The organism is Salinimicrobium sediminilitoris (genome assembly GCF_020866905.1).
In the GTDB taxonomy this organism is placed as follows: Bacteria; Bacteroidota; Bacteroidia; order Flavobacteriales; family Flavobacteriaceae; genus Salinimicrobium; species Salinimicrobium sediminilitoris.
Genome location: NZ_JAIVCC010000005.1, coordinates 311,252 through 335,680, shown reverse-complemented (window position 1 = coordinate 335,680; position 24,429 = coordinate 311,252). Strand labels below are relative to the sequence as shown.

At 41.4% G+C, this 24,429-nt stretch carries 25 protein-coding genes; 7 read left to right on the top strand and 18 right to left on the bottom strand.

Translation table 11 applies throughout. The features are described from left to right. The first annotated feature begins 94 nt into the window (after positions 1-94). Positions 95-1,147 (top strand): 2Fe-2S iron-sulfur cluster-binding protein, encoded by a 1,053-nt coding sequence (locus LA313_RS06605; protein ID WP_228913889.1) that lies wholly within the window; start codon positions 95-97, stop codon positions 1,145-1,147. A 137-nt stretch (positions 1,148-1,284) separates the two neighbouring features. On the opposite strand, the gene LA313_RS06600 is transcribed toward LA313_RS06605, so the two are convergent. From LA313_RS06600 to LA313_RS06590, 3 genes are all read right to left on the bottom strand, one after another. After that, positions 1,285-2,328, bottom strand: a complete 1,044-nt coding sequence (locus tag LA313_RS06600; RefSeq protein WP_228913888.1) for a glycosyltransferase family 9 protein — start codon at positions 2,326-2,328, stop codon at positions 1,285-1,287. A gap of 9 nt (positions 2,329-2,337) precedes the next feature. Next, positions 2,338-2,949 (bottom strand): DUF4254 domain-containing protein, encoded by a 612-nt coding sequence (locus tag LA313_RS06595; RefSeq protein WP_228913887.1) that lies wholly within the window; start codon positions 2,947-2,949, stop codon positions 2,338-2,340. Between the two features lie 109 nt (positions 2,950-3,058). Next, positions 3,059-3,982: a DUF6427 family protein gene (locus LA313_RS06590; RefSeq protein WP_228913886.1), complete on the bottom strand. Its 924-nt coding sequence runs from the start codon at positions 3,980-3,982 to the stop codon at positions 3,059-3,061. A 40-nt stretch (positions 3,983-4,022) separates the two neighbouring features. On the opposite strand from LA313_RS06590, the gene LA313_RS06585 reads away from it, so the two are divergent. Further along, complete coding sequence (locus tag LA313_RS06585; RefSeq protein ID WP_228913885.1) at positions 4,023-4,253, top strand: DUF6341 family protein; 231 nt, start codon at positions 4,023-4,025, stop codon at positions 4,251-4,253. Here LA313_RS06585 and purD read toward each other — a convergent pair. Further along, positions 4,250-5,521: a phosphoribosylamine--glycine ligase gene (gene purD / locus LA313_RS06580; RefSeq protein WP_228913884.1), complete on the bottom strand. Its 1,272-nt coding sequence runs from the start codon at positions 5,519-5,521 to the stop codon at positions 4,250-4,252. The genes LA313_RS06585 and purD overlap by 4 nt on opposite strands. 160 nt (positions 5,522-5,681) lie before the next feature. On the opposite strand from purD, the gene LA313_RS06575 reads away from it, so the two are divergent. After that, entirely contained in the window at positions 5,682-6,920 is a 1,239-nt protein-coding gene (locus tag LA313_RS06575) for a phenylacetate--CoA ligase family protein (protein WP_333473550.1), read from the top strand. Here LA313_RS06575 and LA313_RS06570 read toward each other — a convergent pair. Both LA313_RS06570 and LA313_RS06565 read right to left on the bottom strand, forming a co-directional pair. Beyond that, a complete protein-coding gene (locus LA313_RS06570) occupies positions 6,915-7,688 on the bottom strand; it encodes a glycosyltransferase family 2 protein (protein ID WP_228913882.1) in 774 nt (257 codons plus the stop codon). The genes LA313_RS06575 and LA313_RS06570 overlap by 6 nt on opposite strands. 75 nt (positions 7,689-7,763) lie before the next feature. After that, the gene (locus LA313_RS06565; RefSeq protein WP_228913881.1) at positions 7,764-8,753 is read right to left on the bottom strand and encodes a UDP-glucuronic acid decarboxylase family protein; all 990 of its coding nucleotides are present in this window, start codon (positions 8,751-8,753) and stop codon (positions 7,764-7,766) included. Between the two features lie 176 nt (positions 8,754-8,929). Here LA313_RS06565 and LA313_RS06560 point away from each other — a divergent pair, with 176 nt between their 5' ends. Further along, positions 8,930-9,589, top strand: a complete 660-nt coding sequence (locus tag LA313_RS06560) for an SRPBCC family protein (RefSeq protein WP_228913880.1) — start codon at positions 8,930-8,932, stop codon at positions 9,587-9,589. On the opposite strand, the gene rfbD is transcribed toward LA313_RS06560, so the two are convergent. The 7 genes from rfbD to LA313_RS06525 are packed head-to-tail and all read right to left on the bottom strand — an operon-like array spanning position 9,577 to position 16,957. Beyond that, the gene (gene rfbD / locus LA313_RS06555) at positions 9,577-10,419 is read right to left on the bottom strand and encodes a dTDP-4-dehydrorhamnose reductase (RefSeq protein ID WP_228913879.1); all 843 of its coding nucleotides are present in this window, start codon (positions 10,417-10,419) and stop codon (positions 9,577-9,579) included. The two genes, LA313_RS06560 and rfbD, sit on opposite strands and share 13 nt — an antisense overlap. After that, complete coding sequence (gene rfbC / locus LA313_RS06550) at positions 10,416-10,964, bottom strand: dTDP-4-dehydrorhamnose 3,5-epimerase (protein WP_228913878.1); 549 nt, start codon at positions 10,962-10,964, stop codon at positions 10,416-10,418. Before rfbC ends, rfbD begins: the two co-directional genes overlap by 4 nt. 1 nt (position 10,965) lies before the next feature. Further along, the gene (gene rfbA, locus LA313_RS06545; protein ID WP_228913877.1) at positions 10,966-11,823 is read right to left on the bottom strand and encodes a glucose-1-phosphate thymidylyltransferase RfbA; all 858 of its coding nucleotides are present in this window, start codon (positions 11,821-11,823) and stop codon (positions 10,966-10,968) included. Further along, positions 11,820-12,839, bottom strand: a complete 1,020-nt coding sequence (gene rfbB, locus LA313_RS06540; RefSeq protein WP_228913876.1) for a dTDP-glucose 4,6-dehydratase — start codon at positions 12,837-12,839, stop codon at positions 11,820-11,822. Before rfbB ends, rfbA begins: the two co-directional genes overlap by 4 nt. Further along, the gene (locus LA313_RS06535; protein ID WP_228913875.1) at positions 12,840-14,576 is read right to left on the bottom strand and encodes a DUF6909 family protein; all 1,737 of its coding nucleotides are present in this window, start codon (positions 14,574-14,576) and stop codon (positions 12,840-12,842) included. Between the two features lie 3 nt (positions 14,577-14,579). Further along, positions 14,580-16,082, bottom strand: coding sequence for a GH3 auxin-responsive promoter family protein (locus LA313_RS06530; protein ID WP_228913874.1), 1,503 nt, complete (start codon positions 16,080-16,082; stop codon positions 14,580-14,582). A gap of 5 nt (positions 16,083-16,087) precedes the next feature. Further along, positions 16,088-16,957 carry a M23 family metallopeptidase gene (locus tag LA313_RS06525; RefSeq protein WP_228913873.1) on the bottom strand — a complete coding sequence of 290 codons (870 nt, stop codon included), beginning with the start codon at positions 16,955-16,957 and terminating at the stop codon, positions 16,088-16,090. Positions 16,958-17,069: 112 nt separating this feature from the next. Here LA313_RS06525 and tatA point away from each other — a divergent pair, with 112 nt between their 5' ends. Continuing rightward, positions 17,070-17,267, top strand: coding sequence for a twin-arginine translocase TatA/TatE family subunit (gene tatA / locus LA313_RS06520; RefSeq protein ID WP_228913872.1), 198 nt, complete (start codon positions 17,070-17,072; stop codon positions 17,265-17,267). A gap of 53 nt (positions 17,268-17,320) precedes the next feature. Here the strand turns inward: tatA and LA313_RS06515 are convergent, their stop codons facing one another. Genes LA313_RS06515 through LA313_RS06505 form a run of 3 tightly spaced genes read right to left on the bottom strand, consistent with a single transcriptional unit; the run spans position 17,321 to position 21,129 of the window. Further along, positions 17,321-18,295, bottom strand: coding sequence for a DUF4837 family protein (locus tag LA313_RS06515; RefSeq protein WP_228913871.1), 975 nt, complete (start codon positions 18,293-18,295; stop codon positions 17,321-17,323). A 23-nt stretch (positions 18,296-18,318) separates the two neighbouring features. Beyond that, positions 18,319-19,890 (bottom strand): lytic transglycosylase domain-containing protein, encoded by a 1,572-nt coding sequence (locus tag LA313_RS06510; RefSeq protein WP_408641369.1) that lies wholly within the window; start codon positions 19,888-19,890, stop codon positions 18,319-18,321. Positions 19,891-19,944: 54 nt separating this feature from the next. Next, a complete protein-coding gene (locus LA313_RS06505) occupies positions 19,945-21,129 on the bottom strand; it encodes a phosphoglycerate kinase (RefSeq protein WP_228913869.1) in 1,185 nt (394 codons plus the stop codon). Positions 21,130-21,199: 70 nt separating this feature from the next. Between LA313_RS06505 and LA313_RS06500 the strand changes: the two genes are divergently transcribed. After that, on the top strand, positions 21,200-22,348 hold the full coding sequence (locus tag LA313_RS06500) for a DNA polymerase III subunit (protein ID WP_228913868.1): 1,149 nt from the start codon (positions 21,200-21,202) through the stop codon (positions 22,346-22,348). 6 nt (positions 22,349-22,354) lie between these two features. After that, on the top strand, positions 22,355-22,753 hold the full coding sequence (locus LA313_RS06495; RefSeq protein ID WP_228913867.1) for a DoxX family protein: 399 nt from the start codon (positions 22,355-22,357) through the stop codon (positions 22,751-22,753). 47 nt (positions 22,754-22,800) lie between these two features. Here the strand turns inward: LA313_RS06495 and LA313_RS06490 are convergent, their stop codons facing one another. Next, on the bottom strand, positions 22,801-23,337 hold the full coding sequence (locus LA313_RS06490; protein ID WP_228913866.1) for an OmpH family outer membrane protein: 537 nt from the start codon (positions 23,335-23,337) through the stop codon (positions 22,801-22,803). A gap of 229 nt (positions 23,338-23,566) precedes the next feature. Continuing rightward, complete coding sequence (locus LA313_RS06485; RefSeq protein ID WP_228913865.1) at positions 23,567-24,424, bottom strand: class I SAM-dependent methyltransferase; 858 nt, start codon at positions 24,422-24,424, stop codon at positions 23,567-23,569. Positions 24,425-24,429 lie beyond the last annotated feature (5 nt).

Sequence of the window (24,429 nt, the reverse complement as noted above, 5' to 3'; positions counted from 1 at the left end):
AAAAATATACCTTTGAGTCATAGGTATTATTTTAAATAATTGTTATAAAAATTGCCGTTGTTACTTTGTATTTTTGCGGGTAAACACCCAAAAAATGAGCAAATTCTTTCCGCTAAAGATTAAAAATGTAATCAGGGAAACAGAAGAGGCAGTAAGTCTCGAATTTGAAATACCTCAGGAATTAAAGAGTGAATTCTCTTTTAAAGCAGGACAATACGTTACATTAAGAACAACTATAGAAGGTAAGGAAGTGCGCCGCGCCTACTCCCTTTGTACCCCTCCGGCAGATGAAACTTTTAAGGTCACTGTCAAGGAGGTCAAGGGCGGAACTTTCTCGGTTGTAGCCAATAATAAATTAAAAGCGGGCGATGTACTCGAGGTGCATCCTCCCGAAGGAAAATTTATCTTTGAACCGGTGCAGGATGGTCACCCCCACACCTATGCTGCCTTTGCGGCCGGTAGCGGGATCACTCCCGTGCTTTCTATCCTCAAGACCGTGCTGAAGGAAGAAAAGCATAGCCGCTTCGTTCTTGTCTATGGAAACCGCACTCCAGATGAAACTATATTTTTCAAGGAACTCCTTAAATTACAGGCAGAGCATCCCGACAGGTTATTTATTGAATTTGTCTACAGCCGTTGTAATGAGGAAAACTGTCACTACGGAAGGATTGATGAAAGCACTGTAAATTATGTGCTGAAAAACAGGTTCAAGGATACTACTTTTACCCGCTTTTACCTTTGTGGCCCGGAAGATATGATCAATAAAGTTTCTGAAGTTCTCCTGAAGAATAACATCAAAAAAGAGCAGGTTATTTTCGAACTTTTTAATACCGAAGTAGAAGGTGAAGTAAAATCTAATCTTGAGGGAGAAACCCGACTGACAATCAAAGTTGATGATGAAGTGGTGACCTTAAGTATGCCAAAGAATAAGACCGTTTTACAAATGGCTCTTGATAATGACATCGATGTTCCCTACTCCTGCCAGGGCGGAATTTGCAGTAGCTGTGTAGCACGCATCACCGAAGGAACTGCCGAAATGGAGAAGAATTCTATTCTTGTAGACAGCGAGATCGAAGAAGGACTTATCCTAACCTGCCAGGCGCATCCAACTTCAGATAGTCTCAAGGTGGATTATGACGATGTTTAGTAATGAGTAGTGAGATATTAGATATGAGATTTGAGACGTGGGATCTTAAATCTTTGCAATAAGAGGTTTTAAAAATGTCATTTTTGAAGCCTCTTTTAATTTTATATTATTGGAATTTGGTGCTTGGATTAAACATCTCAATTCTGCTCCAGAACTCTTTTTATTCTTTGAACCACCCTCTGCGGTGGAATGCTCCTCATCACATCTTCATAACCCTGCGGAATGTCTTTTCCATAAATAGAAGTGGGAATAGCCGGATATTTCTGAAGATCGGGCAGCAGGAAATTTGATTCTGGTTGGCGAAAAGGTGCGAATCCGGTGTAGGGGTGCGTGAGGCCCCAAAGAGTGATCACCGGCACTCCAAAATTGGCTGCAAGATGCCCGTTACCACTGTCCATAGACAGCATAAGATCAAGGTTCGAGATCAAGGCAAGTTCTTCCTCAAAAGATAATTTTCCGGCTACAGAAACTGTATTGGTAAATTCCTTTTCCCAGGCTGCCAGTTTCCCGGTTTCCACTGCTCCACCGCCAAATAAAAATATCTTAAAATTCTGCCCTTTTTGAAGCTCCTGTAACACCTCTTTCATAAGATCCCCGGGATATGCTTTGGAAGCATGTTGGGCAAAAGGGGCAATTCCAAGCCACTTTCCGGAATGTTCCCCCACGAGCTCCTTTACCCTGGAGGTAAGATCCTGTTTAGGAAGTACTTCAACTAAATCCAGGTTTAGCGGATAACCTAACTTTTCAAAAACGCCGGCATAGCGCTGATGAGTGGACTTCAGTTGCTTAAAGATCTTGTTATTCTTTTTGGTGAGTGCTTTCTTCTCCTTGCGCCCTTTGTTTATCTGCCGAACCGGCAGGCCCTTCAGCTTAAAGAAAACCTTCAGAATATTTGAGCGTAGCACATTGTGAAGATCGGCTACGGCGTCGATTTTTAGATCGAGAAGTTCAGAAGAAAGTTTTTTGAGTCCGAAGATGCCTTTGTGTTTGCCTTTAACTTCAGCTTCGAAAACCTGGACATTAGGAAGATCTTTAAAAAGCGGCGCGAAAAATCTGCGGGTGAGCAAAGTGAGTTTAACCCCGGGATACTTTTCAGTAAAAGCTTTTAAAACAGGGACCATCATCGCCACATCTCCCATGGCCGAGAGGCGTATGACTAGAATGTGGCGCGGTCTCTCCATTCAAAAATGTTATTTTTTAGCCCCTCTTAATACAGGATTCAGCTCATCATCATTGTACATCTTCATTTGCCTGTACACCTTCATATATTTATCACCATTTGCGATATCCTCGAGTAGCTGGTTAATCGCGGTGGAAAGATCAACACGTTGCTCCAAAAGCACATCGAGCTTCGCCTGACACTTGATCATGTGCTCCTGCCCGGCATCCACACGGTTTGCCTCTTCATTCATGTGGTAAATCTTAAGGGCCAAAATAGACAGTCTGTCGATAGCCCAGGCAGGACTTTCGGAATTGATGGTAGCATTCTCTTTTGGCTCCACATCCTTGTATTTGTCAAGGAAATAACTGTCGATATACTCCACCATATCTGTACGATCCTGGTTGGAAGCATCAATCTGCCTTTTTAGCTTAAGAGCTGCACCGGGATCAATATTAGGATCACGAATAATGTCCTCATAATGCCACTGTATAGTATCGATCCAGCATTTACGGAACAACAGGTGTTCCAGCAATTGTTCCTTTTCACTATAAGGATTTTGGAATTCCTGGCCCACGGTATTGATCTCGTGATATTTTTCTATTACTTCCTGAAAGATCTTATTGGCTTTATCTGAAAACATATTACTCATTTTTAACAGGTTCTTCTGAAGAAAACCCATCGATTTACAACTTTGGCAAAGGTACCGATTTTTAGCTTTTTTAAGGGATGATTCTTAAACTTCTGAAGCTTTAGAACAGCAGCAGAAGCAGTACCGGAAGCAGCACGATGGTAACGAGCAGGATTTCCTTGAACCACTTATCATCCATATTTTGAAAGTAATTGGTAACCACAATGGCCAGCGGGGCAAAGAAAAACATTAATTCGCTGCCATTTTTGGTGGGTGCTAAAACTGCAACCGTTAAGGCTACTCCCGCACAAAGTAGAATAAGGAACAACGAAGATTTAGCATTGGCACTGGCCTTTTGAATGATCAACATATAGAAGAAAGAAGCCCATACTGTAAGAGCGAATAAAAATGCGGCGGGAATGAGAAGATCGGGGTTCTGGTAATTTTTAAAATCAAAGTAACCCTCCTGCATCCAGTCTGTGAGAGTGTAAAAGCTATCGGTAATAAGGAGAGAGGCACTGGTAACAATTGATAGCAGGGCAAGTAGCGCTATGAAAGGTACAAGCCAGTTCTTAAATCTATGTCCCACATATACCAGCACTCCAAAGAAAACTACAAACAGAAAAAGTATACTCCAAAAATAAAAGAGTGAAGCTACGCCAACCCAGAAGGTAGCGTCGAAGATCTTTTTTACTGTCTCCCGTTGAGACCTTAGGGAAAGTATGCGCCGCAGTGAAAGCAACAGGAACAAATTGGCCAGGATAACATCATTGTTTTGCAGGGCTGCCGGGAACATGCAAAGAAAACCGGCGAACAAGATGCTCTTGTAGGCATTACGCCCCGTTAACTCATTTCTTCCCGAAATAAAATTGAGCATAAAAACGCTTAACACCAGCACTAACAGCATTCCCAGCTCCTGAATAATCACCCATAAAGGTGACGTAAACAGGATGCTAAGATTGGCAAAAAGGTAAAAAATGAGGATATAAACGGCCACTATAATAAAGTTAATGGGCCGGGAATTGCTAAAAAAGCTTGTTAGCATTAGGGTTTTTTATATTTTTGTGAAGTTAAATATAACTACTATGAAGGATTTTTTCGAAGGGATACAGACCATTTTTGAGGATTACCTGTTTGCACCATTTAACAGCCTTGCCGATTTGGAATTGGACAGCTGGTGGTTGGCCAATGCTTTAAACTGGATCTTTATGCTCATTGCAGCAGCAGCTTTTATTTACTGGATGTTACAGTTAAAGAAATTCAATGACCGCAACGAGGAAAAGCGTGAAACCAGCGCACATTCCTTCCTGGATTAGAGATCAAAACCTATATCCTTCCTAAAATACATCTTATCAAAATGAAGTTTTTCGGCATTTTGATAAGATTTTTTTATTGCCTCAGGGAAATCTTTTCCAAAGGAGGTAATTGCAAGCACACGACCTCCACTGCTCAACACTTTTCCGTCTTTTTCAGCAGTTCCAGCATGGAACACTATTGAATCCTCGACCTCATTAAGTCCTGTAATTTCCTTTCCTTTTTCATAGGCTTCAGGATAACCGCCCGAAACCAGCATCAAAGTAGCAGCAGCCTCTTTTTTCACCTTTAGTTTTACCTCACTTAGGTTTCCTGCAGCAACCTTTTGAAACACCTCAACAAGATCAGATTCTATTCGTGGCAACACTACTTCGGTTTCAGGATCTCCCATCCTCACGTTGTATTCGATCACGTATGGCTCCTCTCCCACCTTGATAAGTCCAATAAAGACAAAGCCTTTGTAATCGATATCCTCGGTTTTAAGGCCTTTAATGGTTGGTTTAACGATTCTTTCTTCCACCTTTTCCATGAAATCCTCATCGGCAAATGGTACGGGTGAAATTGCACCCATTCCGCCTGTATTCAAACCTGTATCTCCTTCTCCTATCCTTTTATAGTCTTTTGCTGTGGGGAGGATCTTGTAATTTTCACCATCGGTAAGTACAAAAACACTCAACTCAATTCCGTCGAGAAATTCTTCTATCACGACAGTATTTCCGGCGCTTCCGAATTTATTGTTGCTCAACATGTTTTCCAGCTCCTTTTGTGCTTCTTCCAGGGAGTTTAAGATCAAAACACCTTTTCCGGCAGCAAGGCCATCGGCTTTTAGAACGTACGGAGGTTTAAGGGTGGTTAGAAATTCCTTACCGGCAGCCAGGCTTTCTTTAGTAAAGCTTTCATATGCCGCAGTAGGAATATTGTACAGAGCCATAAACTCCTTGGCTCTTTCTTTACTTCCTTCCAGCAGGGCGCCGCGTTTCGAAGGACCAATCACCGCCACCTGCTTTAACTGCTCATCCTGATTAAAGAGATCTACAATCCCGTTTACGAGTGGATCCTCGGGACCAACCACCATCATCTCTACATTTTCTTTTATCACCAGCTCCTTTACAGCTTCAAAATCGGTAACGCTTATGGAGACATTTGTTGCTATTTTTGCTGTACCGGCATTCCCGGGAGCCACAAAAAGATTGTCGCAGTGAGAACTTTTTGATAGCATGTGTGCGAATGTGTGCTCGCGGCCGCCAGAGCCAAGGATAAGAATATTCATAAGGTGTGTGTTTTCTTTCTTGCCTCAAAAATAATTGTTTGTAAATTGAAGCACCAACTAATTGGCGTAAAAAACAATTTTAATTTAACTCTTGAACTGGTTTAGCCTCTCATTACAACTTAATCGTTTCCCCATTAAAAAGGCGAAAAACGCTCTTGAAATGATCAAGAATATTCCCGAAGGGGAATACATGGCTTATGTGGAAAGGAAACGACAGGAGATCGTTGAATACCATTTAGAGAACAATTCCTTCTACAGGGATTTCTTTAAAAGTCGTGAATTTAGCAGCTGGGAGGAGGTGCCGGTAATGCAAAAGAAGGATCTGCAACGGCCACTGGAAGATCGTTTTAGCAAAGATTACAACTCCAAAAACTGTTATATAGGTAAAACTTCGGGTTCCAGCGGACATCCTTTTATATTCGCCAAAGACCGGTTTTGCCATGCCTTATCCTGGGCCGAGTTCAATGATCGATACCGGTGGTATGGAATTGACCTCGATAAATCTATCCAGGCCCGCTTTTATGGGATTCCTCTTGATAGATTTGGATATTATAAAGAACGTATAAAAGATCGCGTTGGCTTTAGATACAGGTTTCCCATCTTTGACCTCAGCGAGGAAAAAATGGAAGAATTCCTACAGGAATTTGGAAAGAAAAGATTTGATTATATCAACGGCTACACCAGTTCCATCGTCCTGTTTGCCAAGTTTCTGAAAAAAAAGAACCGGATTCTTAAAGATATTTCTCCCAAACTGCGGCTTTGTATCGTAACCAGTGAGATGTTCTTTGAAGAAGACAAAGTGCTTTTAGAAGAGACATTTGGAGTTCCTGTGGTCAATGAATACGGTGCAAGCGAGCTTGGACTGCTGGCATTTCAAAATTTCGGAAACGATTGGATCCTCAACAGCGAAACCATGTTTGTGGAAGTACTGGATAAAGAGGGAAATGCAGTTCCTGCAGGAGAAGAAGGAAGAATAGTGATCACTTCTCTTTATAATAAAGCCCATCCTTTTATTCGCTACGATATCGGCGACACCGGATCTCTTGCGGAAAACAGTAGCTTCAAAAAGCCCATTTTGAAAAAACTTTTAGGAAGAACAAATGATGTGGCCGTGCTGCCCAGCGGAAAAGTAGTTCCCGGCCTTACATTCTATTATGTAACTAAAAGTATTATAGAAAACGACGGGCAGATAAAGGAGTTCATTGTTCAACAAACGGAACCAGGGTCATTTACCGTCATTTATGTTTCTGAAGAAGAGCTAAGGCAGGAGCAAAAGAAGAAGATCGAAGAAGCCATGGCGGTTTATCTTGAAACAGGTCTTAATTTAAGTTTTGAACATAAAACTATGCTTAACCGCAGCAAAAGAGGAAAGCTTAAACAATTTGAATCACTTTTATAAGGCGACTTTCTGCTTCTGTTTCACAAAAAGTTGCTCCCACAGGAATAATACCATCCAAAAAAGGCTTTTTATAGAGGAATATTTCAGCACCTTTCTGTAAACCCTGTAGTTATACTGCAACATTTCTACTTTGTTTTGAGAAATAGATCCCTTGCGTTCCCTGTAGATCGCCAACGGCTCCTGTATTCCTCTTGCACCACCGGCTTTTTTAACGGCAAGAAGCCAAAGCCCCCAATCCTGCCTCTTCCTGATAAGTGGGCAATAGATCTTTCCCAGTGCCCGCGCACTATAAATTCCGGTTAGATTGCCAATGTAATTGGCTTTTTTAAGCTTATCAAAAGAAAGTGTTTTAAGGGCTTTTATCTGCTTTTTCAGGCTTTGCCCGTCTTCGTTCATAAGCTCATAACTGCTGAAGCATACCTGCATGTTCTCCTCCTGCATTACTTTTAGCTGTTTTTCCAGCTTGGAAGGTTTCCAGAGGTCATCGGCATCAAGAAATGAGATAAAATCCCCCGTAGCGGCTTTAATTCCGATATTCCTGGCAAATCCCGCTCCCTGGTTGGTAGGCAGGATATGAAGTTTGATTCGGTCGTCCTTTTCCTTTAAGGCTTCCACCACTTCAGAAGTACCGTCTTTTGAAGCATCATCAATCACAAGCAGCTCCCATTCTAAATGAGATTGCTGCTGAACAGACCGTATACTTTCAGCTATAAAAGCGGCAGCATTATATGCCGGCATAATGACAGATACCATAGGTTTTTGCTTCATTCAGGTATTATAAAAAATCCTTTGGAAACACCAAAATTATAAAGGCTCAAACCTGCACGCCGTCTTGAATGAATATTATTTCCTGTTGTGCTTTGAAAAATCTTTATGTTCGCTGCGGTAAAGCTCTTCTTCCCCCAAATTTTTAAAGTATTCATAGGTCTTTTTCATACCCTCACTTCGGGTTACTTTAGGTTCCCAGCCCAGTAATTCCTTTGCACGGGTAATATCCGGCTGCCGCTGCATAGGATCATCTTCGGGTAAAGGTTTGTAGATGATCTTTTGATCTGTCCCTGTCAATTTAATGATCTCTTCGGCAAAATCCTTAATGGTTATCTCATTCGGATTCCCAATATTAACAGGATAGGAATAATCACTTAAGAGCAACCTATATATTCCCTCCACTTCATCGTCAACATAGCAAAAAGATCTTGTTTGAGAACCGTCACCAAAAACAGTAAGATCCTCTCCCCTCAAAGCCTGACCAATAAAGGCAGGTATAACACGACCATCGTTCAATCTCATTCGCGGCCCGTAGGTATTGAAGATCCTTACGATACGGGTTTCTAAACCATGGAATCGGTGATAAGCCATAGTAATTGATTCCTGAAAACGCTTAGCTTCATCATAAACTCCCCGGGGACCAATGGTGTTGACATTTCCAAAGTAATCTTCGGTTTGAGGGTGTACCTGTGGATCACCATAGATCTCGGAAGTTGAAGCAATAAGGATCCTCGCCTTCTTTTCCATTGCAAGACCCAAAAGATTGTGAGTTCCTAGCGAGCCTACTTTTAAGGTTTGAATAGGGATCTTCAGGTAATCAATGGGACTGGCAGGAGATGCAAAATGCAGGATGTAATCAAGTTTTCCCGGCACATGCACAAAAGTGGTGACATCATGATGATAGAATTCAAAATTCTCAAGTTTGAAAAGATGTTCAATATTTCTTTTGTCGCCCGTGATAAGGTTGTCCATTCCAATCACGTGGAATCCTTCCTTGATGAATTTATCACATAGGTGGGACCCGAGAAAACCGGCCGCCCCGGTGATGAGTATACGTTTCTTCATTGGTTGGTTTTACTTCCGAAAGTAACAAAATTAACATTCACAGTCACTACCAAATTTAATGGGTGCAGGGGTTAAAATTGTATTTAAGAATATTTTAACCCTATTTAAGCAAACTGCAACTAAGCTTTGGTCGCAATATGATTAATTTAGGCTTAATAACAGAAAACGAAATACTTATGAGGAATCTTTTACAACACTTTTATACCAATGTAAGTCCCGCCGAAAGAGGCGCCTCTATACTCGCAGGAGCATATTTTCTTTATGATGCACTGGGAAAGGAAAAGAAAAGCAGCCTTGAAGCAGTTCTTGCAGGATATCTTCTTTACCGGGGTGTGTCGGGCAATTGCCTTCTGTATAATGCCATAGGTAAAACTAAACCCGATAACCGCAGTCGCAACGTAAATATTCAGCTTACGATGATAGTTGATAAACCGCGGGAGGAAGTTTATTCCTTCTGGCGAAATCTGGAGAACCTCCCCCTATTCATGGAACATTTGGAAAGCGTAGAAAGTTTGAATGACAGCATATCTGTCTGGGAGGCGAATTTGCCGGGACATGTAGGCACGCTGCGTTGGAAAAGCGAGATCGTAAAGGAACGGCCTAATGAATTGCTGGGCTGGCAGTCTTTGCCCGGTTCATCCATTGAAAATGCCGGAAAAGTGGAGTTTCGGGATGCCGGTGAAGGAACCGAATTACATGTAGTGATCTCTTATCACGCTCCCGGAGGAATCCCCGGTGAAAGTGCTGCCCGTCTTCTCAATCCTGTTTTTGAGGATATGGTTGAGGAGGATATAAGGAACTTTAAATGGTTTATTGAAAGGGACTACAACTTTTGATAAAGCTCTTTTAAACTCTCCTTCCAATGTGGAATGGGTAATTCAAAAACATCCTGCACTTTCTGTTTGCTCAACACACTATATTCCGGTCTTACCGCCAGGGTTTGATAGTCGTTGTTTTCATTAAGCTCTGTACCTGAGTTCATCAAGGTGAGGATCTCTTTGGCAAAATCATACCAGGTGCCTTCCCCCAGGTTGCTGTAGTGGTATAAACCATACTCCAGTTTATTCTCTGCTATGATTTCAAGAACGAAAGCAGCCAGATCATGGGCGTTGGTAGGCGTTCCTTTTTGGGAAGTGGTGATGTTGAGGGTTTCTCCCGCTTCAGCTTTGGCTTTTATGGTTGTAAAAAAATTTTTACCAATATTAGAATACAACCATGAGGTTCTAAAAATGAGATGTTTTTTGGTGGCTTCCTGTATATATTCTTCGCCAAGCAACTTTGACGCCCCATATACATTCAACGGGTCTGTAGCATCTTCTTCGGTGTAAGGAGAATCCTTCTTTCCGTTGAATACGTAATCTGTAGAAATGTGAATAAGCGTACAGCCGGTTTCGTCACAATCCCTTGCCAGGTTCCTTACGCTTTCGGCATTGATGAGATAGGCCATTTCCTGCTCCTTTTCTGCCTTTTCCACGTTAGTGTAAGCAGCACAGTTAATGCAGATATCAAATTTTTCTCTACGCATAAAGGCACCCACAACAGCAAACTGGGAAAGGTCCAGGTCATCTGAAGTTGTGAAAGTAAATTCATGACCGGGATATTTAAGAGAAGCCTGTTTAAAGCATTTTCCCAACTGTCCTCCTGCCCCGGTGATTAAAATTTTCATAAGTCTAACTCTTCAAAGGTGGGAAGATTTTTATCTTTTTCAGAAAGAATAAATTCATCCTGTGGGTATTCCCAGTCAATATTAAATACCGGATCATTAAAATAAACTCCGGCATCGGCTTCTTTATGGAAGTACTGGTCACATTTATATGCAAAAACAGATATTTCTGAAAGCGTAAGAAAGCCGTGAGCAAAACCGGCAGGTACAAAGAGCTGATGATGGTTTTCGTCGCTTAAAACGACCTTAAATGATTTCCTGAACGTAGGAGAGTTGGGACGAAGATCTACCACAACATCTAAAACGCTTCCCACCACCGTTCTTACCAGTTTTGATTGGGCATATTTTCCTTTCTGAAAATGAAGCCCTCTCAAAACACCTTTTATGGAGGATGACTGGTTGTCCTGCACAAAATCCATTTGCAGGCCTGTGACCTCTTCAAATCTCCTTTGGCTGAAGCTTTCCAGAAAGGTGCCGCGGTGATCCCGAAATACTGAAGGCTTCAGTAAAAAACAATCTTTTAATGGTGTCTTTTCCAGTTCTAACATGCTAATCCAGTTGTAAAAGGTATTCGCCGTAGCCGCTTTTTAGCAGCGGTTGGGCCAGCCGGTGAAGCTGAGATTTATCAATATAGCCCATTTTATAGGCTGTTTCTTCTATGGCTCCTATTTTCAAGCCCTGCCGCTCTTCGATCACCTGTACAAATTGTGCGGCTTTCATAAGAGAATCAAATGTACCTGTATCCAGCCAGGCAGTGCCTTTGTCGAGAATACTCACCTGTAATTTTCCTCTTTCAAGGTAAGAATTATTCACATCTGTGATCTCCAGTTCCTCCCGGACCGAAGGTTTTATGCCACGGGCAATATCAATTACTTCATTGTCATAAAAATATATCCCGGGAACCGCAAAATTTGACTTTGGTGTAACAGGTTTTTCTTCAATCGAGATCACTTTTCCTGTCTTGTCAAAATCTACTACGCCATAGCGTTTAGGGTCATGGACGTGATAAGCGAAGATCATTCCGCCGTTTGGGTCGCTATTATTTTGAAGCAGCTTGTCCAGTCCCGAACCATAAAAAATGTTGTCCCCCAGGATAAGAGCTACTTTGTCATTTCCTATAAAATCTGCTCCAATGATAAAAGCTTCGGCCAGACCGCGGGGTTTATCCTGTACCGCGAATTGGAATTCACAACCATACCTGCTCCCGTCCCCCAGCAATTCCCTGAATAAAGGAAGATCCTTTGGGGTAGAGATTATGAGGATCTCTCTTATCCCGGCCATCATTAGCGTTGACAAAGGATAATAGATCATAGGCTTATCATACACCGGCATTAACTGCTTGCTTACCACAAGGGTTAACGGGTGCAACCTGGTGCCCGATCCTCCTGCCAGGATGATGCCTTTCATGCTTTATATTTTTCAAGGTACCATTGTACCGTCTTTTCTATACCGGACTCAAAATTTTCATCGGCTTTCCAACCCAACTGTGACTCCAGTTTTGTGGCATCAATAGCGTACCTCTGGTCATGCCCGGGCCGGTCCTTCACAAATGATATAAGATCTTTATAGCTCTTCCCGTCTTCACGTGGAACTAACCTGTCTAAAATTTCTGAGATCTTTTGGGCGATATAAATATTCTCCCGCTCGTTTCGGCCCCCAATATTATAGGTCTCTCCAAATTTACCCTTTTCGAGAACCAGTTTTATTCCCTTACAGTGGTCTGATACATATAGCCAGTCACGAACATTTTTTCCGTCGCCGTAAATAGGGATGGGTTCCTTTTTTAATGCAGTGCGAATAATAGTAGGAATAAGTTTTTCATCGTGCTGGTGCGGGCCGTAATTATTGGAACAATTGGTGGTCACCACAGGAAGTCCATAAGTGTGGAAATAACTGCGCACAAGAAAATCTGAAGCCGCTTTTGAAGCCGAATATGGACTGTTGGGCGCGTACGGAGTTTCTTCGGTAAATAATCCTTCTGCACCTAAAGTTCCATACACCTCATCTGTTGAAACATGCAGGAATTTGGCATCGCTAAACTCTTCCTTCAGCTCAAAAGGTCCATTCATCCACAGCGTGTAAGCAGTTTGCAGCAGGTTGAAAGTACCGTTAATGTTGGTTTCCACAAAAGCAGCAGGATTAAGAATAGAATTATCCACGTGAGATTCGGCTGCAAAATTTATTACCCTCGAAAAATGGTATTTTTGGAAGAGATCTTTCACCAACTCCTTATCGCGAATATCACCTTTTACAAAAGTGTAATTCTTATGACCATCAACTTCCAGGTTTTCAAGATCCCCGGCATAGGTGAGCAAATCCAGGTTTACTATATGAGTATCATTATCTTCTATGAAAATATTGATATAATTTGACCCAATAAAGCCTGCGCCGCCGGTAACCAGCGTATATTTTTTATTCTCCATCTACAGTTTCCTTTTTTCCGATTTTTCATTTTTATCTGATTCCTTCGGAATTTCAAAAATTTGCTCCAGTATCTTTTCAGTGATAAGATATGTAGGTTTTACTCCTGTAGTTCCCAATCCACCTGATGCAAGTGTGCTTCCTGTTTCCAAAGGATTATCTGAAGCATAATAGGCATACCTCACCTTGACATCCTCACTAATATTTTTTCTTAATCTTGCTGCGGCCTGTACTGCTTTTTGATAATGTGCTCCTTCCATTTCCAGTCCCACCACATTCCATGTGGACTCATGGAAAAACTTCAAAATATCTTTGTTTTGAAGGGAAGTTCCCAGTACAGTGATCATTGAGCCGTCGCAAACATGAATTCCATGGCCATCAAGATCTTCTTTTGAAAGTTCATTATGAATTGGATAATTATCTGCCGTACCTTCAAAAAGGTGCGCTGTAGGGATCATAATATCCCCTTTACCGCCTGCTAAAATTCCGGCTTTACCCATTATGGAAATTGAGGCCACATTAAGGTGGATATTTCCATGCTCAGACTGGTAAGGTTTCAGCATTTCATCCATGGTCTCGTAAGCTTGTTCTCCAAAAGCGTAATCCATCACCATGATCACCGGCTTATCTTCTTCTTTTTTCTTGCTGCTCTGTTTGAATTTCGGGTTTACTAAGGACATCTTAACAGTATCAAAAACCTGTACATCAATGTTAGCACCACTGGTATCTTCGATAAACACCATCCCTTCAGAAACAGCATTTTTCATAACCTTCATTCTTAGCTGGCCATTGGCCCCGTTGCTAAGATCTTCATATATGCCAAAAAGCGATTTTTTCTTTAGCTCGGGTTTTAAAGCTTCCGAAGCATAAAGGGTGTTCATCACACTATGCATGTTTGCACTTATAATGTGCAAAGGACGGTTCATAAGGTTCTTTTGTAGTAGCACCTCTTTCACCTTATTTGCCCAGATCTCGCCGTGAATATGATGACCTAATCGCTCCCTAAGTACAGGGCTAAAGGTCACAATTCGTTTGTTGTTATTGAGCATTTCATCAAGAGCCAGTTTCCCAAGGTAATAGATGATGTGGAGAAATCTTTCGGGACTTGACGGCGTACTAAAAAGAGGATAGATCGTAGTCACTTCCCTAAAAGTGCGGCCTAAGATATTTGCCGTATGGGTAAGGGCTACTTCCCGTTGTGCCTGGTCAAGTGGTTCCTTTTGCATAACCGCCAGCTCCAGCTTTTGCCAGTCCCGGGATACTTCTCCTTCCTCGTCTATAAGAACCCGTCTCATTATTTTATGAGATTCGATGAACAGAAAGGTGAGGTGAGTAAGAATATCATAAATCTCTGACCGCCCTCGGGTGATCTCGATGTTCATTTGCTCCTCATCGATCCTGTAACAGTTTCTGCGCCTTTTGGGAGGAACTATAGGTTTAAAGTGAGAATTACCATAGCCTTCATCACTGGTAAGGTTGATAAAACGACACTCCTCCAGTCCGAGAGGAAGCCTGTCCATCACGTATAGAAGCCCGTTGAGTTCTACCTTTTCTTCGGCTACAGATCCATAAATCTCTGGACGAAGGATTAATAATGCTTCTCTAAGAGTTTCCCCGGATACTCCCATAGGTTTATAGAACCCACGGTTGAAAAGATGTCGCATTGTGATATACATACGTTCAATGGCGTTTGAACTTTCCTGTGCTCTTGTGCGACCCTGTAATTTTAAATTACCCATAAATTATTTTCTGTTTTGTATATTTTCCAATGCTTTTGCGATCTTGCGATCATTTGAAAGCCTTGGTAACTTGTTTTGCCCACCCAGTTTTCCAATAGACTTCATGTACTGCTGAAAACCGTTAGCAGGAACCCGGCTTATTTTTAATTGCTGAAGGATCTTTCCTTCTATCAAGTCCAGGTAATAAGAATTTTGCTGCTGAAGGGATTTATCTAAAGCTGAAGCAAAAGTATTTAAATCTTCGGGTTCTTCCTCAAATTCGATGAACCATTCGTGGTAAGGCAATTGATCGCCTTCCGGAGTTATTTGTGGCGCAACTGTGAATTCGGAGATCTGAACTCCTGTTCCGGCCGTAGCTTCCTGCATCGCCTGTTCTACTTCCTTGGCGATCACATGTTCTCCAAAAGCCGAGATAAAATGCTTGATCCTTCCCGAAACAATAACTCTGTAAGGAGCCAGCGAGGTAAACTGTACTGTATCTCCAAGGTTATAAGCCCATAGACCTGCCGTAGTGGAAATGATCATGACATAGTTTACATCAAGCTCTACCTCACCTATCGTGTATCGTCGGGGGCTTTCAGAATAAAACTCATCTGCTTTTATGAACTCATAAAAGATCCCGGAATCAAGCTGTAAAAGCATTCCCTTTTCATTCTGCCTGTCCTGGAATGCAAAAAACCCTTCAGAAGCCGGAAAGAGTTCAATACTGTCCACTTTCCTGCCAATTAGGCTTTCAAATTTTGCGCGATAAGGTTCGAAATTTACTCCGCCGTAAATGAAAAGGTTGAAGTTGGGAAAGATCTCTCCCACTTTCTTTCCGGCCCTTGCCTGCAGTCTTTCAAAATACATCTGTACCCAGGAAGGAATGCCGCTTATTACGGTCATATCCTCCTTAATAGTTTCATCAACCACAGCTTCTACTTTCGTTTCCCAATCTTCAATGGTATTGGTCTCCCAGGAAGGCATGCGGTTACGTTGCAGGTAGCCCGGTACGTAATGTGCAGCTATCCCAGAGAGTCTCCCAAGTTTAATCCCGTTTTTCTCATCAAGTTCGGGACTGCCTTGAAGGAAGATCATTTTTCCATCTACAAAATCTGCTTTTCCTGTGTCATTGATATAGCACAAAATGGCATTTCGTGCAGCATCAATATGAGTAGGCATTGACTCCTTTGTAAGCGGAATATATTTGGCACCACTGGTGGTTCCAGATGTCTTGGCAAAATAAAGAGGTTTCCCGGGCCATAGGATATCTTTCTCACCTGCTACCACCTTTTCAACATAAGGTTTAAGATCCTCATAATCCCGCACAGGAACACGCGCTGCATATTCCCTGTATCCGGAGATATTTTGAAATCCGTGGTCTCTTCCAAACTCAGTGTTAGCTGCTTTCTTTAAGAGCTGTTCAAAAACCCTTTTTTGGGTCTTAACCGGCTCGTTTGCCCAGGAATCAATCTGACGTCTAACGTATGACGCGAATATTTTGGCTGCAAATGATTTAACTGACATACTTACTATTCAAAATCTATAAAATCTGTTGGGTTCACCGGTCGGCCTTCACTCCACAATTCAAAATGCAGGTGTGGCCCGGTCGAATATTCTCCTGTAGACCCAGCCGTTGCAATAACTTCTCCTCTTTGCACCCTGTCCCCCTGTTCTTTAGTGAGGGATGCATTGTGCTTATAAATGGAGATAAGCCCGTAACTGTGTTCTAAAATAATAACGTTTCCGGTTTCTGCCGTCCATCCCGAAAAGATCACCGTCCCATCGGCCACAGATTTTATTGGCGCGTTATGCGAAGCGACAATATCAACCCCAAAATGCTTGTCTTTGATATTGTAACCTTCAGAAAAAGGACCTTTTAAAGGGGGAAAAAGAGCGTAGTTGGCGCGGGAAGTTGCGGTTTCCAGGAAATTATATTTATCCTCCTGTACCACGGTTTCCCTAAGTAAACTATCTTCTTTGGAAGGTTTGAGGTCTACTTCATCTGCACTTGACCTATGAGCTTCCATAAGGGAATCCCGGTTAAATTCTGCCGGTTTTACATCTCCGGACAGCACCCGTTTAATGGAGCCCAGATACTGGTTGTTTAGTTCCACGACAGTTTGCAGGGAATCTGTTTTATAAGCCAGCTGCAAAGCTCTTTGCTGCAGTTCGGTAGAGGAATAGCCGGGGATGTACTCTCTCAATCCTGTAAAGGCTATGAGTACCGTGGTACCGGCGATCAATAAAATTGCAGAAAGAGTTACTACCACAAAAACATTAAGGCGTGTAAGTTTAAAGGACACTTTTTCTTCAAAAGTATCTTCGTTAAGAATTACCAGCCTGTATTTATGCAGGAGCTTTTGCCTGAAATTTCTTTTATGTTCGGTGTTCTTGGTCATATTTACGGCCTTAGGCAAAGATATAATAAAGATATTTTAGAGAGGTTTTATCCTCTCATAAACAAACGGATTAAAGTTTTATTACTAACTTTGCAACATTAAATTGATCATTATGAGTGCAGTTTTTATACCATTACAGATTGGAGCACCACAAATTATATTAATCGTGGTCATTGTGTTGTTGTTGTTTGGAGGAAGAAAAATCCCTGAACTAATGAGAGGATTGGGTAGCGGAATTAAAGAATTTAAAGACGCTTCCAAAGATGATGCTCCTGCCAATAATACTGAAGAAGACAAAAAGAGATTGTAATAACTCTTTTTTATACTAATTAAAAACCCAACAAAAGTTGGGTTTTTTTATTGCTAATTAATTTTTGCCGATTTGAGAATCGCCTCGAGTTCCATCATATTCTCCCTTTTCCTTGCCGAGGGTGAAAAGGCAAATCCTTCAAGTATTACATAACGATCGTTCTCCTCATCGAGCACCGCATAATTTAAAAAAGGACCAGCCATAAAATCCCCTTTTACTTCCCACATTCCTTTTGATTCCCATGCAAATTTCCCATCAATTTCAGATTCAAAAAGATAAGGAGCATAGGCAGCTTCTGTGATCATAAAAGTATTATCCAACCTACCGGGAATATGAGTTTCTCCAATAGAATCTCGCATTTGAATAATGTTTCCAATAATATTTGTGTCCTTCTCAATTACATGCCTGGGTACTTCATACACCAGGATCTCCATACTTCCCGTGGGGATATCTTTACGTAACCAAAAGAAGTCATCACTTTCTTTCGCATACCTGTAGGCAGTAGGGAATTTTAAAGACACGCCAAGTTGTTCTTCCAGCTTTTCATCGTTCTTAAGTGATTTCTTAATACGACGCTGTTGCTCGGTTAGTTCTGTTTTTTTGAAGGTGGAAATAATTTTTTCCGCATTTTCATCAATAAGAGAAATGATCTCCTCATTAGTCTCCCCGGTAATCAAAACTCCTTTTTGAGGGCGGGCATAAGCATCGTCGGCGAGTTTAACTCCAGTCTCCTCTCCTTTTTGTACTTTAAGAAAGATCCTGTTTTTCCTGGCAAAACCAGAAAATGCCACCGGCGGCATTTGGCTAAGGGAGAATAACGGCTCCTCTTGTGGTAGCCCGTCTACAGGTGCAGCGAAATGACGTCTTACGGCCTCTCCAACTTCACCGGTCCACAGCTCGTTTTCCATAACTACCGTCACGCTATTGATCTTCCCTGAGGAACTGGATACTACAACAGGATCATCCTTGCCATCACCACACCCGGTTAAAATTAAAAGAACTGAAAAGAAAGCTAATAGTTTTTTCATAGATAAAGTTTGAAGCGGGAAGACTACCCGTCGGAAAGTTTAAGTTTCATCCCAGGTTTGAGCCGGGTACTGTTCATTTTATTTAGGTTTTTAATCTCCTGTACAGTTACACCTGGAAATTTTTTAGAAATGCTCCACAGAGAATCTCCATGTTTAACGGTATAGAATCTTGGCGAGGAAGAACTTTCGGCTGTAGCAGAGTTTTTCTGCGGATAAATAATAAGTCTTTGGCCTATTCTAAGATTATTGCTCCTCATGTTGTTCCATCTTTTTATCTGGCTTACCCCTACTCCATATCTTTCGGCTATTTTTCCGAGGTAATCCCCACGTCTCACGCGGTACCTTACAGTAGACTCCGGCTGCACTAACTTAGGTAAGGCTTCCTCCTTCTTTTCTTCCAAAGCCTGGGCATATCCATAAATAGCTTCTTCATTATTCACAAAAAGGCCGGTCCTGTTACGCGGCAACCTTAGGCTGTAGCTTTCATCTTCTACATAAGGAATAACATCAAGCTTATAGCTGGGATTAAGGAACTGCAACATTTCTTTTTCCACTCCTGTCACCTGTGAAATCTGCTCGAAAGTGAGCATCTTCTTTGGATGAATGGTATCTGTCTCGAAGTAAGCTGTTCTTGGGTGAGGAGGTTGAAAACCATGCTCTTCGGCATATTCAAAAATGTACATTGTAGCCAGGAAAGCAGGTACATATCCAGCTGTTTCACGTGGAAGATATGGCCTTAAGTTCCAGTAATTCGTGGAACCTCCGCTTCGCCTAATTGCTTTAGAAACATTCCCGGGACCGGAATTATAAGAGGCCAAAACCAGATCCCAATCCTCAAAAACCCTGTAAAGGGTAGAAAGGTATTGAGCTGCGGCTTCGGTAGCCATAACAGGATCCATACGCTCATCTACATAAGAACTCACATCCAGACCATGCATTTTCCCCGTTGCAAACATAAACTGCCATAAACCGGTAGCCCCAACGCGTGACCTTGCACGAGGATTAAGAGCCGATTCCACTATGGCAAGATATTTTATCTCCAGCGGAATGTTATACACGTCAAGCTTTTGCTCAAAAAGAGGAAAATAGTAGGTGCTTAGGGCCATTAACCTCTCCATCCCCTTCTTATTTCTCTTGAGATAGGATTTGATCACATTCTCAAGAAGAGGATTGTATTCTATATTAAAAGGGGTTTTGGCATTAAGTTTTTGAAGTCTTACCTTCAAAGTATCCGTGGGAAGATCATCAAAGACTACCTCATTATATTCCTGGTTAAGCAGGGAGTCCCTTAAATCCATATAAAGACTGGATTCAAACAGTTCCTGCTGCCACAACGAATCTATCGTTGCTGCACCAGGATCGTCTAAAAGGGCAAAAACAAGGGAGTCTTTGAGAATCTTATGTACCGGCACATTATTTGCGAGATCTACATCATCGCTATCGAGCAAAAGGAAAAAATCCTGTTCGGGAAGCCTTATGGTATCGCCCGTTTCTCCATTCTCCTGTCCCTTTACATTCTTCGCCCCGGACTTTACGTCCTGGGCAAATGCAGCTACAGACATGAGCAGCATCAAAAAAGGCAAAATTTGTTTCATCATAACATCATTTCTCAAAAGCAGTATATTTTTTCCTTCAATTATCGTACCTCTTTATTTTTTTAAGGCTTCAATGCCCGGTAAACTTTTTCCTTCAAGCATTTCAAGCATTGCTCCTCCACCTGTGGAAACATAGCTCACTTTATCTTCAAGTCCAAATTGTTTCACGGCAGCAACAGAGTCTCCTCCTCCTACCAGAGAAAAAGCACCTTTCTTTGTGGCCGCAGCAATATGTTCTCCCACAGCGATAGTTCCTTTTGCAAAAGGCTGCATTTCAAAAACTCCCATCGGTCCGTTCCACAAGATAGTTTTAGAACTTTCAAGAACATCACCATATTTCTTTATGGTTTCAGGTCCTATGTCTAATCCCATCCATCCGTCGGGGATCTCATCTACAGGAATCACTTTTGTGCTGGCTTCTTCAGAAAAAGAATCGGCTATCACGGCATCAACCGGAAGATGGATCTTCACTCCCTTTTCTTCAGCTTTTCTAAGAATTTCAAGTGCTAGTTCCAATTTGTCGTCTTCCACTAAGGAATTTCCAATTTTCCCACCTTTTGCTTTTGTAAAAGTGTAGGTCATTCCACCACCAATTATAAGGTGATCGATTTTATCAAGAATATTTTCAATAACTGTGATCTTGGTAGAAACCTTGGCTCCACCCAAAACAGCAGTTACTGGTTTTTCTGAACTTCCAAGCACTTTTTCCAAACTATCGATTTCCTTATGAAGTAAAGCACCAACACATTTTTCATCAAAATATTTTGCTACAATGGTCGTGGAAGCATGGGCACGGTGCGCAGTACCAAAGGCATCATTCACGTAAATGTCTCCCAATGAAGCCAGTTTTTTAGCGAATTCTTCATCCCCTTTCTCTTCTTCTGCATGAAAACGCAGGTTCTCAAGCAAAAGTACCTCTCCCGGTTTTAGATCCAGTGCAGCTTGTTGCGCTTTTTCCCCAACACATTCATCTACAAATTTCACCTCAACCCCAAGAATTTCTGAAACTTTGGCCACAATGTGTTGCAGCGAGTTCTTTTTATCAACTCCCTTTGGGCGACCAAGGTGCGACATAAGGATAGCGCTACCACCATCTTTAAGGATCTTATTCACTGTAGGTTTAGCGCCCTCAATTCGGCTGGTATCCCCTACCTCTTGTTGTTCATTAAGCGGAACATTAAAATCAACCCTTATCAGGGCTTTTTTATCTTTAAAATTATAGTCATTAATAGTTTTCATATAGCTGTTTTTAGCCTAAATTAAATTTTCCCCTAAGATAATAAAGTGTGAAGAAATTTTATCTTTGCTTATGCTATTTTCTGAAGTATTAGGCCTTCCGCATATAAAGAATCACCTCACCACTACGGTGGATAATAACCGGATCCCTCATGCCCAATTATTTGTAGGATCCTCGGGTAGTGGAACGCTTCCTATGGCAATTGCTTATGCGCAATATGTCCTCTGTGGTAATACAAGTGCAGAGAACAATACAGGAAAGGAAGCCTGTAACCTGAAGATGAACAAACTCGCTCATCCAGACCTGCATTTTGCATATCCTGTTGCTAACAACGACAAAGTAAAGAAGAATGCCATTTCTTCTCATTTTAGCGAGGAATGGCGGCAATTTGTGGAACAGGAGCCCTACGGAAGCCTTTTTGACTGGTACCAAAAACTGGGAATTGAAAATAAGCAGGGAAAAATAGGGGTCGATGAGGCACAGGATATTGTCAAAGCCCTTTCGCTGAAATCTTATGAAGGAGGCTATAAGGTAATGATCATTTGGATGGCCGAAAAGATGAACGACAGCTGCGCCAACAAATTGCTGAAGCTAATAGAAGAACCCCCACAAAAGACCCTTTTCCTGTTAATTACCGAAGAAGAGGAAAACATTATTCAAACTATAAGATCCAGGTGTCAAACCCTGCACTTTCCCCCATTGAATGAGGCAGTAATTGCTGAAGCCCTTGAACAAAAAGAAAATTGTGATCGTCCCAAAGCACTTACTATTGCACACCGGGCCAATGGAAATTACAATAATGCTCTGCACATTCTTAGACACAATTCAGGTGACGAACAATTTGAGGAGTGGTTCATTTCCTGGGTAAGAACTGCTTTTAAAGCTAAAGGAGATAAAACTGCTCTAGCCGAATTAATTGCCTGGAGTGAAATGATCGCGGGCACAGGAAGGGAACCGCAAAAGAAGTTCCTGCTGTTTTGTATGGATTTTTTCCGGCAGGCTCTCATGTACAATTATAAAGCAAAGAACCTCGTCTTTATGCAACCGCAGACAAAAGGATTTAAATTGGAAAAATTTGCTCCTTTTATCACAGGGAATAATATCACCGGCATCACAAAAGAACTGGAAGATGCCGTTTACCATATTGAAAGAAATGGAAACGCCAAGATCATTCTCACAGATCTTTCCATTAAACTAACCAGACTCATTCATAAAAACTAGTTCATCATGGACAATTTCATTTCTAATATTCCTGTTTACCTCATTTTGGTTTTTACCATAATTACCTTTCTCCAATCGGGTCTTGATAAGATGATGAACTGGAAGGGAAATTACGAATGGCTTACAGGACACTTCAAAGGCACCTTTATGGGTGGAATGGTATCCCTGCTGCTGGGTATTATACTTGTATTGGAAATAATTACAGGACTCATGGCTTTAGCAGCCATCTATACTCTTTACGCAAATGAAGATCCTACACTGGCCCTTAGGTCACTTGTTCTTGCCGCAGTTACTCTGCTTATGTTGCTTTTTGGACAACGGGTGGCAAATGATTATGCGGGAGCCTTCACTATTGTGGGATATTTCATCGTTATAATCTTTGGGGTCTTTTTAGTAACCGCATAAAAAAAGGGTTCCATGTGGAACCCTTGAAATTTTGAGAGAGTAAGTTATTACTCTGTAACTGCAGCATCTTCTTTGGCAACTCCCCTGCTTTCATTAAGCTCTGCCAATATCTCCTGAGTGATATCCAGTCCTTCCTCTGCATACATAATGTTTGCAGATTCATTCGATCCAAAGATATAGGTGTAATCATTTTCCTCTCCGTAGACCTTTACGAAATCCTTCACTTTAGTAATAATTGAATCTATCACCTGGTCACCTTCCTGTCTCAATTGACCACTTCTCATTTGCTGTTGTTGCTGAAGCATTTGTTGCTTTTGCATCAAATTTTCCTGGGCAGCCTGTCTTTCAGCTTCAGACATTGTGGCCGCATTATCTCTAAATTCCATTACTTCCTGCTGAAATCCCTGTGCAGCAGAGTCCAGTTCCCTTTTCAAACTTTCAGATCTTACATTGAAATCTGCTTCGACTTCTTTCATTTCAGAATACTCCTGAAGTAAAACAGTAGTGTCGACATAGGCAGTCTTATCGTTGTTACAGGCAGTAAGAATAGCCCCTAAAGACAGGACCATAAATAATTTTCTCATTTTTAAATTTTTTCGATTTGCAGCAAAAGTAAGAAAGCATTTTCATTCCCTCCTAAAAAAGCCTCTATTATACAACTATAAGGTTTTGATATGAAAAAAAAATAAGCTTATTTGAAAATTCTATGAAAAATGACAGAATTAGAGGCTTAAATAAGCGTCAGAAAAGAAAATTAACATACATAACATCATCAAGAAGCTAAAAGCCCCTTAAAACGCTTAAAAATGCGTTTTAACTACTTTTCTTTAGAAAGTAAGCAAGAGAAGAGTAGTTTCCGGAGGATCTTGCCTTGAGGTTAGAAGTTATGCCATTATATCCTGCCCGAAGAAAATTTCCTGAACCGGAAGAATATTTTTCAGAAAGAAGGCTTACATAAAAGGAATCAAAAAAAAGCCCTTTTTGAGAGGTAAGTAAAAAACCTGTGGAATTAAAAATTTTTTTAATAGCTGAAGGAGAGAAATGATAAAGATGCCTGGGCACATCATAAGCTGCCCAATTATCTTTGTATTTCTTGGCGTCGTCACTTTTAAAATTTGGCACCGCGATAACAAGAAGACCATTGGGTTTTAAAAGCCGGTCAAGTTCTTTTATCTGCTCCTCAAGATCGGGCACGTGTTCTAAAACATGCCACATGGTAATTACATCAAAACTCTGGTCGGGAAAAGAAGATGTTGTTTTTTCCAACTCCACCCCTTTTTCTGCAGCAAGCTTCCGGGCATCAGGATTTGGTTCGACACCAAATACTTCCCAGTTCCGGTTTTTTGCCGCACGCAAAAAGTCTCCCGTTCCTGCACCAATATCTAATATTTTTGCTCCAGGCGTTCTTTCTTTTTCAATCCAGTTGAGCTTATTTTTAAGCATCAGGTTTTTTACCTGCTGATAAACCTTATCAAAAAAACCCTTTTTTGAATCGGTATGGGAAATGTAATTTTCGCTTTTATAATAAGATGGTAACTGCTCAAGATCGGGTCTTGGAAAAGTTGCTAAAAGATCAAGATCCTTTGCTTTTCTCAATTCGAAATACTCTCCACTTACCGTGTGATCTTTGCAAACGAGGACAGGTTTTTTAGAAAATTCTAATGGAAACATATAAA

Coding starts and splice junctions, on each gene's coding strand:
- LA313_RS06605 (WP_228913889.1), top strand. CDS start 95: ATGAGCAAATTCTTTCCGCTAAAGATTAAAAATGTAATCAGGGAAACA.
- LA313_RS06600 (WP_228913888.1), bottom strand. CDS start 2,328: ATGGAGAGACCGCGCCACATTCTAGTCATACGCCTCTCGGCCATGGGA.
- LA313_RS06595 (WP_228913887.1), bottom strand. CDS start 2,949: ATGTTTTCAGATAAAGCCAATAAGATCTTTCAGGAAGTAATAGAAAAA.
- LA313_RS06590 (WP_228913886.1), bottom strand. CDS start 3,982: ATGCTAACAAGCTTTTTTAGCAATTCCCGGCCCATTAACTTTATTATA.
- LA313_RS06585 (WP_228913885.1), top strand. CDS start 4,023: ATGAAGGATTTTTTCGAAGGGATACAGACCATTTTTGAGGATTACCTG.
- purD (WP_228913884.1), bottom strand. CDS start 5,521: ATGAATATTCTTATCCTTGGCTCTGGCGGCCGCGAGCACACATTCGCA.
- LA313_RS06575 (WP_333473550.1), top strand. CDS start 5,682: ATGATCAAGAATATTCCCGAAGGGGAATACATGGCTTATGTGGAAAGG.
- LA313_RS06570 (WP_228913882.1), bottom strand. CDS start 7,688: ATGAAGCAAAAACCTATGGTATCTGTCATTATGCCGGCATATAATGCT.
- LA313_RS06565 (WP_228913881.1), bottom strand. CDS start 8,753: ATGAAGAAACGTATACTCATCACCGGGGCGGCCGGTTTTCTCGGGTCC.
- LA313_RS06560 (WP_228913880.1), top strand. CDS start 8,930: ATGAGGAATCTTTTACAACACTTTTATACCAATGTAAGTCCCGCCGAA.
- rfbD (WP_228913879.1), bottom strand. CDS start 10,419: ATGAAAATTTTAATCACCGGGGCAGGAGGACAGTTGGGAAAATGCTTT.
- rfbC (WP_228913878.1), bottom strand. CDS start 10,964: ATGTTAGAACTGGAAAAGACACCATTAAAAGATTGTTTTTTACTGAAG.
- rfbA (WP_228913877.1), bottom strand. CDS start 11,823: ATGAAAGGCATCATCCTGGCAGGAGGATCGGGCACCAGGTTGCACCCG.
- rfbB (WP_228913876.1), bottom strand. CDS start 12,839: ATGGAGAATAAAAAATATACGCTGGTTACCGGCGGCGCAGGCTTTATT.
- LA313_RS06535 (WP_228913875.1), bottom strand. CDS start 14,576: ATGGGTAATTTAAAATTACAGGGTCGCACAAGAGCACAGGAAAGTTCA.
- LA313_RS06530 (WP_228913874.1), bottom strand. CDS start 16,082: ATGTCAGTTAAATCATTTGCAGCCAAAATATTCGCGTCATACGTTAGA.
- LA313_RS06525 (WP_228913873.1), bottom strand. CDS start 16,957: ATGACCAAGAACACCGAACATAAAAGAAATTTCAGGCAAAAGCTCCTG.
- tatA (WP_228913872.1), top strand. CDS start 17,070: ATGAGTGCAGTTTTTATACCATTACAGATTGGAGCACCACAAATTATA.
- LA313_RS06515 (WP_228913871.1), bottom strand. CDS start 18,295: ATGAAAAAACTATTAGCTTTCTTTTCAGTTCTTTTAATTTTAACCGGG.
- LA313_RS06510 (WP_408641369.1), bottom strand. CDS start 19,890: ATGAAACAAATTTTGCCTTTTTTGATGCTGCTCATGTCTGTAGCTGCA.
- LA313_RS06505 (WP_228913869.1), bottom strand. CDS start 21,129: ATGAAAACTATTAATGACTATAATTTTAAAGATAAAAAAGCCCTGATA.
- LA313_RS06500 (WP_228913868.1), top strand. CDS start 21,200: ATGCTATTTTCTGAAGTATTAGGCCTTCCGCATATAAAGAATCACCTC.
- LA313_RS06495 (WP_228913867.1), top strand. CDS start 22,355: ATGGACAATTTCATTTCTAATATTCCTGTTTACCTCATTTTGGTTTTT.
- LA313_RS06490 (WP_228913866.1), bottom strand. CDS start 23,337: ATGAGAAAATTATTTATGGTCCTGTCTTTAGGGGCTATTCTTACTGCC.
- LA313_RS06485 (WP_228913865.1), bottom strand. CDS start 24,424: ATGTTTCCATTAGAATTTTCTAAAAAACCTGTCCTCGTTTGCAAAGAT.